We start from the raw sequence: 12,400 nt of genomic DNA, 5'->3' as shown, positions 1-12,400 counted from the left end.
CTATCACCTTTTATATAACGGAACAAAATCCCGTTTCATTTCTTGAATACGACCTTGAACAGACGCATCATATACTTGTTGATTAACAATAATTTTAAAACCACCAATCACACGTGAATCAACAATATTATTTAATTTAAGTTGTTGGTAACCAAATTTTTGAGCGAAGCGATTTGATATTTCCGCTTTTTCTGACTCAGCTAATGGTTCAGCCGTCCGTATTTCTCCAACAGCAATACAACGATCCTGGTTTAATAGTCGGACATAATGATCGACCATTGCAACAACATCTTTTTCTGCATGATGCTCAACCATGATCAATAAGGTCTTAACCACTTCGGCAGAAAAGGTTGTAAAAGTCGATTTAATAATACGCGCTCTATTCAGCCATTGCTGTGGATTCTGAAGAAAACCAACCAAATCTGATTTATCGTGAAAAACCTCTCTAATCACTTGCAGTTCTGCTTCAATACGATCGTGATTCCCTTTCTCTTTAGCTACTTGATACAAGGCCTCGGCATAACGTCTAGCTTTTAGACGGTTTTTCATGAGTTGTCCTCTCCTAAGTGATCCAAACGCTCTTGAATTAATCGTTTTTGATCCTCTGGACTTATTTCTTTTTGGATAATATCCATAGCGATTTGAAATGCGATATCAGCTACTTCTGATTGCATTTCTTGTAATACTTCTTGACGTTCGACAGCCATTTCATCTTCAGCATCCTGTCTCATCTTTTTCGCTGTTTCCCGAGCTTCTGACAAAATATTTTCTTCTAAAGTGGTTGCCGACTTCTTTGCATCAATAACAATTTGTTTCGCTTCTTTTCGTGCATGATCTAATTTCTGATCCGCTTCTTTAATCGCTTGATCTGCTTCGACTCGCTTCTCTTGAGCTGTTTCCAGTTCCGTAGCAACAAAATGCTCGCGCTCTTCCATCACATTAATTAACGGCCCCCAAGCAAAACGCTTCAGCAGAAAAATAAGCGCAGTAAAACTGACAAGTGTTACGATAATATTACCAATATGCAAACCACCAACGGCTGCGCCGATCACGACGTGTTGCACTATAGCCACTCCTTCCATAACAATAAATTATTCCACAACTATAAGATCATAAAGGCAACAACGACAGCAAGAATTGGAATTGCCTCTACAAGTGCGATACCGATTAACATAACGGTTTGGAGTGGTCCACGCAATTCAGGCTGACGTGAAATCCCTTCAATTGTACTTCTTACAATAATACTGTTAGCAAAACTTGCGCCTAATGCTGCAAAACTAACGGCAATAGCGGCTGCTATAGCTTCCATGTTTTTTCCTCCTCTAAATTCAGTTCAAGTTGTTGAGGTCCTGTGATTTGCCAAACCTCTCTCTATATTGCCTACAAGGCGTTATTAATGATTTTCTACTTTGTGTGACATATAAACCATAGATAACGTGGTAAAAATAAAAGCTTGGATAGCGCCGATAAACAAACTAAATCCTTGCCACAAAATCATAGGAATAAGAGCACCAATAAAGGCAATCGGTAGGGTAACAAATGCCATCTCTGCAATTAAGCCGAGTAGTATTTCTCCAGCAAATATATTACCGTACAAACGAAATCCCAGCGTCATGGTATTGGTAAACTCTTCAATTAACTTAAATGGTAAAATGAAGAATACAGGTTTTACAAAACTTTTGGCATACTTTTTTGTGCCACGCATCTTCACACCATAAAAGTTAGTCATAATAATCATAAAACCAGCTAAGGTTAAGGTTACACCAGCATCAGCAGTTGGTGACTTCCACCAAATATCGCCATCATAAACCCCAATAACGATTACACCTAGAATATTACTAATGAAAATAAAAGTAATTAACGTCAAAGCTAATGGTAAAAAAACTTTACCCGTACGCCAGTCCATCGAGTCGTTAATGATCTTTTTAACAAAATCAACGACCCACTCCATAAAGTTCTGGATACCGGTTGGTTTCATCTTTAAATTGCGTGTTGCTAATACAGCAAGAATAAAGACAATCAAACAAGAAACCACCATCATCATGGCACTTGACAAATCAATACTTAACCAAGGTATCCCGAATAGATTCTCGATAATTGGTGCACCATGGTCCATCATTCTCACCCCTTTTCTCTATTTTAATGATCCGGTTTTCAAACGAACAAAAGCCTCAAGCAGAATAACAACATACTTGAGCATCAGCCCCATAACCACTGCAAAAAAATTAATATAAGCATCGTATCGCCATGCCAACGCCACGACAAGTAAAGCTGAGCCAATACGGCTAATTGTCCCAGCTGTTGCAAATCGTCTATATCCCATGGCGACTTCAGCAATTTGATTAATATGTCTTTGCAGTAACCATAAATTTGTATAGCTCGCTAAGCTTCCTAATAACAAACCAAGCCATGTTCGTTGACCTAATGTCAAAACCGTGCCGATAATCATGATCAATATCATACCTTGAAGCCATTTTTTTTGGCCTCTTATCATTTGTTGATAATGATCCATTTGACTACCTCCAACGTATTTCAACGCGATCTTTAAACCGAATAATCCCATTATAACACTCGTTGTCAAAAAAAGCGTATAGACATGAAAATTTCACAATTAAAAGCGATTACATATTAATTATAGTGGGTCATAATTAGCATTTCCTTAATGACAAGAAGGGATGAACACAAAATGAATCACCGTTCAGTAAAACGAAACTTCATCAGGGGGCGCTTTCAGTCTTCACCCGCTAATGGTTAGTTGAGTAAATCAGGACATTAGCGATCGCTTAATTAACTTCACTCTCTTCTTGAGCCAGGCGGTTTAAGGACGGTTATCTGTGATAAATATCTGTTTTATTAGATGAATCAAATTTATACGACGATTTATAAGCAGGCAGCCCCTTTTATAGCGAGTAGCTTAAACTTTTGCTTCGGAAAATGACCTCACCATCTATTCGCACGAATGCATGTTCATCGTTGTGTTTACAAAATGTCCCCTTACGACTGACCAGTCAAAGGGGACATTTCACTGAGGTTTCATGAGTAATAATTATGTTGGTAATAGTAAACGTCGTCACCCTTGATTACTGTAACATTGAATAGATAGTCTACTTGGTTTTGATATTCGCTTAAATCCAATTGGACTTCTAACATGCCCGCTTCTGCTTCTTCTTGCTCATAGACACGCCCAATATGAGTGTAGGTAAAGGGATCATAAACATCAATTATGATTTGATCACTTGTTTCTGCTAACTGCAAACGGCACTGATAATGATCGGGATTAGCAGAGATCGGCTCAATCTCAAATCCAGCGACCTTAGGATAAGTTGCGGTTTGATTAATGAATAAATAAGGTAATTGATAATGTTGATTATCAATAGTTAGGCTTAGATAATCTTGGTGGATACCTTGCTCTAGTTGATCGGGACGTAAGGTGACCGAAACCGGTAAATCTTTCGATTGACCCGGTTCAATCATGATTGTAGAAGGAAATCTCCAACTTATCCCAGCCTTGAGACTTGGGCGCTCAAACCGAATCGAAGTGGCTTGATCAGATACATTTTCTATTGTGAAATGATGTGTTTTAACTTCTTTTCTGTCTTGAATTAAACCGAGATTTGCCATCGGATTCTCAATAATAATAGGTGTATCAATAGCAGCTTCAAGGTTAACTTGCCCCATGCCTTGCTCTGTCGGAATTTGTTCAGCTAAATGCTCTGCTTGTGTCAACAAAGCGCCCTTCAACTGTTGAGGCGTCCAACTGGGATGGGCTTGCTTTAATACGGCTAATACACCTGTTACATAAGGTGCTGCCATACTCGTACCTTGCAAACTGGCATAACCCTCAGGTATCGTACTTAAAATATCCACTCCAGGTGCAACAATCTCAGGTTTGATTTGCCAACTGGTTGTAACAGGTCCTCTTGAACTAAATGAAGCAATCTCATTATCATGTGTAATAAAAGATGTTCTTAACCATATCTTTCCTTGATCATTGATTTGTTTTAATAGCCATTCACCATCTTCCTTATTAATAACAGCAGCAGGTTGGTCAGATATATAATCTATACCGGCTTGAATATCCTCATCACTGTCGTTATAAATCAGTACCGCTTCTGCATTTGCCTGTTCTGCCACCATCATTTTTTCAGTAAATGTAATCTCACCTCGTTGAAATAATACGATCTTTCCTGTCGCATCAGCAATAGCGTCGATTCCTAATCCCCCATCTACAACGGGATAATCACGGGTTAAATCCCAATCAGCACTGCCCGTGAGCGGTTGTAAGGTGATCGAACGATCATGAGGGAACGCTTGTAAAACGGGTTCTGTGTAAATCTCTGTTGATGCACCAACAGAAATCGCTTCTGTTGCGGTCGCTGGTGAACCTACCGTCCAAAGGTCTGGACCCGTATTGCCATTGGCGATCACAACAGAAACCCCCTTTTCAACAGCACGATTAACTGCAATACTCGTTGGCCAATCTGGTCCATTCACCGAATTACCTAATGATAAATTAATAATGTCCATACCATCATTTACAGCTTTTTCTAATGCAGCAATCACTTGAATCGTTGTTCCCACCCCGCCTGGTCCTAAGCCACGATAGCCATATAATTCAGCATCTGGTGCAATGCCTTGAAAAGCGCCATTCGCTGCTATAATCCCAGCAACATGTGTGCCATGAAGAGTTGGTATACCTTGATTTGCTGTTGTTTCCATCGGATCATCATCAAAATCAACGAGATCGTAACCTCCTTTAAAATTCGGTGCTAAATCAGGATGGTGATAATCAATACCTGTATCAATCACGCCTACTTTTATCCCCTTCCCGGTATATTGATCTTGATCTGCTGCTTTTATTGAAGTGGTTGGAACTGATATCAGCTCTGTGTGCTGTGGATTTACCGTATATGTAGCAATTGGATAAGCTTGCTTTACCAATTTATGTTGAATAATACGTTCAAGTTGTGTTGCTTTACCTTCAATAGCTAGACCTTGTAATAAAGTATCGAATCGTTCGATGATCGTCACATTTGGAAAATCTCGAGCTAGTTCTAACTCGAATTTTTCAGTAGCTATATCAAGTTCAATTAATACTCGACTCGTGTCAATGGTTGCATTTACTTGTGGTGTTATTGTTAAGGAGAGAAAAATGATCATACTCATTATTGAGGTTAACTTCACTATAGATGATCCCCTTTTTAAATGTAGTATGTGATAGCAACTTAAAATCATGCATTTAATCTAGCGTGTACCTTCCAATACTTAAATTAAATCAACCAGTGTATGTTATAACATACACTGGTTGATGCTTAAAACTTAAAAAGTTCTGGTTTAATATCTGTCTTTTTAAAATAATAAAGTATTGTATCAACAATTCGAGTGCTAGCCTTTCCATCACCATAGGGATTGGACGCTTTAGACATTTCTTCATATGCATTATCATCTGATAACAATTGATCTGCTGCTTGAAAAATCATATCTTCATTTGTACCTACTAACTTTAATGTTCCTGCCTGAATACCTTCTGGCCGTTCAGTTGTATCACGCAGAACAAGCACCGGTACACCTAGAGATGGAGCTTCTTCTTGAACACCTCCAGAATCAGTTAAAATCAAATGTGAACGAGAAGATAAATTATGAAAGTCAATTACATCTAATGGAGCAATTAAATCTATTCGATCATTCTCCCCTAAAATCTTATTAGCAATCTCTTGAACTTTTGGATTAAGATGAACAGGATATACCACATGTATATCTTGATGTTTTTCGACTAATCGTTTGATCGCTCGAAACATCTGACTCATATTTTCGCCAATATTTTCACGTCTATGAGCTGTCATTAAGATCAGTTTTTTATCAGCAATTTTTGATAAGACACTATGTTGGTAATCCTTAGTCACAGTTGTTTTTAATGCGTCAATCGCTGTATTACCAGTTACATAAATTTGTTCTAACGGTTTATTCTCATTAAGTAGATTTAATTTAGCTCTGTCTGTTGGCGCAAAATGTAGGTCACTAAGTACACCCGTTAACTGACGATTTATCTCTTCTGGGAATGGAGAATATTTATCCCCTGTACGTAATCCAGCCTCAACGTGGCCGACAATTATTTTATTATAGTATGCTGATAGAGAAGCAGCAAATGTTGTAGTTGTGTCTCCATGCACTAAAATAATATCAGGTTTAGAAGTTTTAATAACACAATCAAGACCATCAATCACCCTAGTTGTAATGTTGGAGAGGGTTTGGTTAGCCTTCATGATATCCAAATCATAGACTGGATTAATGTTAAATAGATCTAAGACTTGATCTAACATTTCTCTATGTTGAGCCGTTACTGTAACAATAGTTTCAATTTGATCAGACCTTTTTAATAACTCAAGAACTAGGGGAGCCATTTTAATCGCTTCTGGTCGGGTTCCGAAAATTGGCATTACCTTTAATTTACTTTTCATCATTATAATTCCTTTCAATAGTGAAAGTATTGATTTCTAAGTTAATAACTGCTTGAAATCATTATTTTGTTCCGAACAAACGATCGCCTGCATCGCCCAAACCTGGGATAATGTAACCTTTCTCATTAAGTCGCTCATCCATAGCGGCCAAATATATATCAACATTAGGATGTGCCTCTTTAATAAGATCGACCCCTTCTGGAGCAGCAATTAAACACATTAATTTAATATTTTTGGCCCCTCGTTTTTTTAGTGAATCAATCGCATCTTTCGCCGAACCTCCTGTTGCAAGCATGGGATCAACAACAATTAATTCTCTTTCGGCTATATCATTAGGCATTTTAATATAGTATTCAACCGGCATTAACGTTTCTGGATCACGATATAAACCAACATGTCCGACCTTGGCGGTTGGGATATGACGAAGGACACCTTCTACCATACCAAGTCCTGCACGCAAAATCGGGATGATGCCAATTTTTCTACCGCTTAAAACATTTGACTCCATTTTTGCTACTGGGGTTTCAATTGTCACCTGAGTGACAGGTAAATCGCGAGTAATTTCATAAGCCATTAAACCTGCGACTTCATCAACAAGTTCTCGGAATTCTTTTGTTCCCGTTTCCGTTTTACGAATGTGGGTCAACTTGTGCTGAATTAATGGATGATCCAATACAAATACATTTCCCATCGTTTGACCACTCCTCATTAAAATGATGTATCTATAAAAGTGTACTGAAATTTCACAACGCTTTCAAGTCATCTTAGTAGGAATTTTGTAGAAAAATGTTTTTATTACTACTAAACTTTCGCACACTGAAAATAGTCATTCAACCTTGATCGTGTTCAATAGGCTTGTTGCCTTTACTTCTGCATGGATGTGCCGCATACGTTTAGCACGTTATGTCGTTCCGAAAAGCAAGGGATTCGCTTTTCGCGGGGATGGCTTCAGCTAACTTGAGTCGCAAAGATCACGCCTCAAGTGGATCTTCAGCTCATCCTATTCCCGCAGAAGTCTCACCCCCTTGCTTATCTCCACTTAGACTAGTGGTTCATACTGAATGAGTAAGTCCCGGGAATCATCGCAACTGAAATATACTCGCTTTCCACGGACACGGATAGGATGAAGGTCTGTTAAATGTTGTCACATGATGTGACGGGTTTAGTCTAACTTTCACTAGGTAAAGCAAATGACATGTCCTATAAAAATAAACAAACGAACTATAATTGGTTAAACGCCTATTATAGTTCGATTATCATATTAACTCATTTATTTTTTTATCGATATAAAGGGAATTGATCTGTTAATGCTTTAACGCGCGCACGTGCTTCTTTTCTTTTCGTTTCATCGGCATGATGCTTTAACGTGAAAGCAATAATTTTTCCGACTTCCTCCATCTCTGTTTCTTTAAAGCCACGTGTCGTTACGGCAGCCGTTCCAACACGCACCCCACTTGTAACAAATGGACTTTCCGGATCAAATGGAATCGTGTTTTTATTCGTTGTAATACCAACATCATCAAGCGCTTCTTCAGCTTCTTTACCCGTCAAGTTAAGACTGCGTACATCAAGTAATAATAAGTGATTATCCGTTCCACCTGAAATGAGACGTACATCTTCTTTTTCAAGCGATTGTGCAAAAGCTTTAGCATTTGAAATAATTTGTTTCGCATAGTCAGCAAAACGAGGGTCCAGTGCTTCTTTAAAAGCAGCTGCTTTTGCTGCAATGACATGCATAAGGGGACCGCCTTGGATACCAGGAAAAACAGCCTTATCAATTTGTTTCGCATATTCTGCCTTCGTTAAGATCATACCACCCCTTGGGCCGCGCAATGTTTTATGCGTCGTGGTTGTGACAAAATCTGCATAAGGGATCGGATCTGGATGTTCACCACTTGCGACTAAGCCAGCAATATGCGCCATATCAACCATTAAATAAGCTCCCACTTCATCAGCAATACGACGAAATGTCTTAAAATCAATTGAACGCGGATAGGCACTTGCTCCAGCGACAATAAGCTTTGGTTTAACAGTTAATGCTTTTTGACGTACCGCTTCGTAATCAAGCGTTTCTGTTTCTTTATCAACACCATATTCTTCAAACTGATAAAGCTTTCCGCTAAAATTAACAGGACTTCCGTGGGTTAGATGACCACCATGTGATAAATTCATGCCAAGCACTGTATCACCCGGTTGTAAAAAAGCATGATAAACAGCCATATTAGCTTGTGCCCCTGAGTGTGGCTGGACATTCACATGCTCAGCACCAAACAATTTCTTGGCACGATCACGTGCTAGGTTTTCTGCGATATCGACGTACTCACAACCACCATAATAACGTTTTTCAGGATAACCTTCTGCATATTTATTTGTTAGCACAGACCCTTGTGCTTCCATCACTGTTTCAGATACAAAATTTTCTGAGGCAATCAACTCAATTTTATCATGTTGACGTGCCTTTTCCTTTTCAATTGCTTCAAATAGTTCTTTGTCGTGAGCTTTTACGTTTTCCATCTTACTTCATCCCCTTATCTAAATTGAATATTCCTTAAGCTGTATTATCTATAGACTGCACGCTCTCCCCCAATTAACTTAGGACGTGAATAAGCCGCGTTCACACGCGCTTGACCGATCCGATTTTGTTCTAACCTTACAGGAACAGCTACATGTTTAATATGCATCCCAATCATAGAATCGCCAATATCAATACCTGCTTCGACTTGCGCAAATTCAATTAAAACAGGATCATCAAGATTGCGATAGGCATAAGTAGCCATTGCCCCACCTGCTTTTAAGGCTGGCACCACATGAACCGGATCATAACCTTTAGCTTCAGCAAAATTACGGTCAGTAACGAGGGCACGATTTAAATGTTCACAGCACTGGAATAATAGAGCTACCCCTGTTTTTTCTTGAAGTTGCTTCATCGCCTTAAAAATACGGTCAGCTACTTGCTCATTACCCAATGTTCCGATCACATGACCCATGACTTCACTCGTTGAACAACCGATGACTAGAGAACGCTTTGCTTTAAGATCGTCATTCGCTTGCCATTCTTTAACCAGTTGATTAAGTTGCTGATCAAGCTCTTCACAATTTAGTGGCTCAGTTTTCGTTCGATTCATAGTCCATCACTTTTTCAATACGTCGCGCATGTCTACCACCTTCAAATTGACCACCAATCCAAGTCTTAACGATCTCTTTCGCTAAATCGACACCAATTACACGTGCACCCATTGCCAAGACATTGGAATCATTGTGCTCACGCGTTACACGCGCGGTATACACATCATGAACAAGCGCACAGCGAATCCCTCTAACTTTATTTGCCGCTATCGACATGCCAATACCTGTCCCGCAAATGACAATACCACGATCATATTCGCCTTCAGCCACCTTTTCCGCAGCTGGAATTCCATAATCTGAATAGTCGACAGAGTCTGGACAACCACACCCGATATTGTCGACTTCAATACCTCGTTCTTTCAGAAAGGCTTCGATTTCACTGGCTAATTCAAACCCACCATGATCTGATGCTAGTACGACTTTCATCCTTACACACACCTCTCAGTCATTATAGTCTTTTATATTGTACTCATTTTTCGATAGAAAGAACAGTTGCTTTATTATTATTCTGACAATTTTTTTATTAACGTCTCAAGCGCATCATTAATTTCGGTTAATGTCTTTTGATATGCTTGTTGATCCATCCCGAGTGGATCGGCAATATCATAGTTTGGTAATTCTTTCTCTATCCGTTCGATTTCATCTTGTTCTTCTCTTAAAAATGCTCTGAGTTGTTGTTCTGTTTGTTGATGACCATGTTCTTCATGAACAAGCATGCGTTTTTCTTCCAAGTTAAGATAGGCTTGCTTTAAGTCTTGCCATTTCTCATCAGCGTCTTCACTCACATATTCCTTCAATGTAAACAGTTTTTCAAAAGCACGTGAATATTGTGTAGCAACAACTTGTTTGTGCTGACGCGTCATCGTTAAAATTAAATCAGCCCAATCCACCAGTTGATCATTAATGCGTTGTGATGATTGCCCTTCAAAATCAAGATCTATTGATTTAAGTGCCTTAACCGTCCCCTCACTCGTTGGTATGCCGTCAACAGCTGAAATACCTGCTGACCTCACATGATGATTTGTTCTTGCCTTCATTATCGCTTCTGCCATTGGACTTCGACACGTATTTCCTGTGCAGACAAATAGAATATTCATCATTTCTCCCCTTTTCGCAAGTATGATTAGCTAAATAATAACATACTCGATCCATATCGACCAAATGACTTATCCTCCGGGGGTTAATAGCAAAACAACAAAAGCTAAGAGATCATTAAACATGTAGCCATAGAGCAAAGCAGTTGAAACAAAAGCGGGCAATTGACATATCTTCTTTCACAATCGAACAAGAATTTTGTCCTGTTCAGTGCAAAAAGCTTAGTAACCTTATATATAGTTACTAAGCTCCTCGTCATCATTCAATGGTTATGGTCCGCTGTAAATTTTCGTTAGGTTGATCAGGTACGTCGATAACTTCGACAATCTCGCCATCTTCATCATATGTCGTTATGATTGCATTTGAAAGATCTTCTGTGTCAGAATAGTAAAACCAAAAAGGCTGATAATGCTCATCCACTACTATTCTTCCGTTATGGACCGTTTCATTCTGGGTTAATATTTCAACATTCACGACACGAGCAGGAATTCTTTGAAAGATTACGGCATAGTAATCTAATTGAATGAATTGTATATCCCCTGTAAATCCTTCGGTTACTCCTCTTACAATTTCCCAATTAAATCGTTTTTTGTTCAACTCTATTACTGCTAATTGATCTGCTCGATACCATTGATAAAAAGCTATTGCCTCATTCTTATCATTCGTTTCACTATGATAAATATTAGTATCCCTATAAAGGAATTGATCAATTTCTTGTTTAATTAGTATGTCATCATTAGGGCGAAACAAAAAACTAAATGAAGTGCCAATAACTAAGAGCGCTACACCTACTTTAAATCTAGCTTTAAATTTATTTCGCACGTTTGTCACCATCTTCTACACTATTACTACAGTAATACTTTCTTTTATTTAAAAATCATAGTCAACTCCTTGTTCATTAAATAGCTGTTCTAAATCCTCTCTTACATATAAAGAGCTTGAGTAGATAAACCACTTTATTGACTCTGGATGCACGGAATTTTGCTGTAATTCCTCATTTAAACTTCTATAATAGGCTTTATATTCTAAACGCTGATCCCCCAAAATATCACTAACAGCTACCCAATCATTTTCATTAATTTGTTGCCTAGGCGCTTCAAAAATGGGCACGACTTCTGCTACAAGGCTTAGTTTATCTATGAGTATTTGTGTATCATCAGTAGGATATAAATCGATATCTAATACACCATCTGAATTTTGGATATGTACTCCTAATGAGTATCTAGACGCTATCATCGACAATCTTGTACGTTCTTCGTTCTCAATTTGTTTTGCTTCATCAACGTCATATTTACCATAAAGAAGTAATATTAAGAGTATCAATGCAGCAACTATAGTTAGCGCATTACGTAATTCTTTATCCAATTCGTTCACCTCGTTCGTTTAATAATAATCTCCTCTAAACAACCCTTCCATTATACAGATTTTATGGTTAATTTTTGAATATGACTAAAGTAGGGAGTTTAAATGAACGAAATCTCCAAGAAGGAAAAACGACCTAGGCTCATTGAATGAATAAGTCTTTATTAATTCCTTTTAAAGCTATTTAACAAGCTAAATGATCCGCTTATATTAGAAAAACTCCACTTCGGCAATTTCGACTCTTTATGATTTTCCTAACGCGTGATCGAGTAGATGACTAGCCATTAATTGGCTAGTCGACCTCTCACACCACCGTACGTACGGATCCGTATACGGCGGTTCAATAATTTAAGTATCGT

14 protein-coding genes are annotated in these 12,400 nt (G+C 38.4%); all 14 read right to left on the bottom strand.

Annotation, left to right across the window (positions count from 1 at the left end; genetic code table 11):
* Positions 1–3 precede the first annotated feature (3 nt).
* The gene (locus tag JOE23_RS16365) at positions 4–549 is read right to left on the bottom strand and encodes a F0F1 ATP synthase subunit delta (protein WP_204440201.1); all 546 of its coding nucleotides are present in this window, start codon (positions 547–549) and stop codon (positions 4–6) included.
* Complete coding sequence (gene atpF, locus JOE23_RS16360) at positions 546–1,064, bottom strand: F0F1 ATP synthase subunit B (RefSeq protein ID WP_204440199.1); 519 nt, start codon at positions 1,062–1,064, stop codon at positions 546–548. The genes JOE23_RS16365 and atpF overlap by 4 nt, the downstream gene beginning before the upstream one ends.
* 38 nt (positions 1,065–1,102) lie before the next feature.
* Positions 1,103–1,309: a F0F1 ATP synthase subunit C gene (gene atpE, locus JOE23_RS16355; protein ID WP_204440197.1), complete on the bottom strand. Its 207-nt coding sequence runs from the start codon at positions 1,307–1,309 to the stop codon at positions 1,103–1,105.
* A gap of 84 nt (positions 1,310–1,393) precedes the next feature.
* The gene (gene atpB, locus JOE23_RS16350; protein ID WP_017471038.1) at positions 1,394–2,116 is read right to left on the bottom strand and encodes a F0F1 ATP synthase subunit A; all 723 of its coding nucleotides are present in this window, start codon (positions 2,114–2,116) and stop codon (positions 1,394–1,396) included.
* Positions 2,117–2,134: 18 nt separating this feature from the next.
* The gene (locus JOE23_RS16345; RefSeq protein ID WP_204440195.1) at positions 2,135–2,512 is read right to left on the bottom strand and encodes an ATP synthase subunit I; all 378 of its coding nucleotides are present in this window, start codon (positions 2,510–2,512) and stop codon (positions 2,135–2,137) included.
* A gap of 521 nt (positions 2,513–3,033) precedes the next feature.
* Positions 3,034–5,184: a S8 family serine peptidase gene (locus tag JOE23_RS16340; protein WP_204440187.1), complete on the bottom strand. Its 2,151-nt coding sequence runs from the start codon at positions 5,182–5,184 to the stop codon at positions 3,034–3,036.
* A gap of 128 nt (positions 5,185–5,312) precedes the next feature.
* The gene (wecB, locus tag JOE23_RS16335; RefSeq protein ID WP_204440185.1) at positions 5,313–6,458 is read right to left on the bottom strand and encodes a non-hydrolyzing UDP-N-acetylglucosamine 2-epimerase; all 1,146 of its coding nucleotides are present in this window, start codon (positions 6,456–6,458) and stop codon (positions 5,313–5,315) included.
* 61 nt (positions 6,459–6,519) lie between these two features.
* Positions 6,520–7,149, bottom strand: coding sequence for a uracil phosphoribosyltransferase (upp, locus tag JOE23_RS16330; protein WP_204440183.1), 630 nt, complete (start codon positions 7,147–7,149; stop codon positions 6,520–6,522).
* 587 nt (positions 7,150–7,736) lie between these two features.
* The gene (glyA, locus tag JOE23_RS16325) at positions 7,737–8,972 is read right to left on the bottom strand and encodes a serine hydroxymethyltransferase (protein WP_204440181.1); all 1,236 of its coding nucleotides are present in this window, start codon (positions 8,970–8,972) and stop codon (positions 7,737–7,739) included.
* Positions 8,973–9,016: 44 nt separating this feature from the next.
* Positions 9,017–9,583, bottom strand: a complete 567-nt coding sequence (locus JOE23_RS16320) for a TIGR01440 family protein (RefSeq protein ID WP_204440179.1) — start codon at positions 9,581–9,583, stop codon at positions 9,017–9,019.
* On the bottom strand, positions 9,564–10,010 hold the full coding sequence (gene rpiB, locus JOE23_RS16315) for a ribose 5-phosphate isomerase B (RefSeq protein WP_204440177.1): 447 nt from the start codon (positions 10,008–10,010) through the stop codon (positions 9,564–9,566). The genes JOE23_RS16320 and rpiB overlap by 20 nt, the downstream gene beginning before the upstream one ends.
* Positions 10,011–10,087: 77 nt before the next feature.
* On the bottom strand, positions 10,088–10,681 hold the full coding sequence (locus tag JOE23_RS16310; RefSeq protein ID WP_204440169.1) for a low molecular weight protein arginine phosphatase: 594 nt from the start codon (positions 10,679–10,681) through the stop codon (positions 10,088–10,090).
* A 256-nt stretch (positions 10,682–10,937) separates the two neighbouring features.
* On the bottom strand, positions 10,938–11,501 hold the full coding sequence (locus JOE23_RS16305) for a hypothetical protein (protein WP_204440168.1): 564 nt from the start codon (positions 11,499–11,501) through the stop codon (positions 10,938–10,940).
* Positions 11,502–11,549: 48 nt separating this feature from the next.
* Complete coding sequence (locus tag JOE23_RS16300) at positions 11,550–12,044, bottom strand: hypothetical protein (RefSeq protein WP_204440165.1); 495 nt, start codon at positions 12,042–12,044, stop codon at positions 11,550–11,552.
* Positions 12,045–12,400 lie beyond the last annotated feature (356 nt).

Source organism: Amphibacillus cookii, assembly GCF_016908375.1.
Classification (GTDB): domain Bacteria; phylum Bacillota; class Bacilli; order Bacillales; family Amphibacillaceae; genus Amphibacillus_C; species Amphibacillus_C cookii.
The sequence above is the reverse complement of the archived record's forward strand: the minus strand, read 5'-3'. Positions and strand labels throughout refer to the sequence as shown.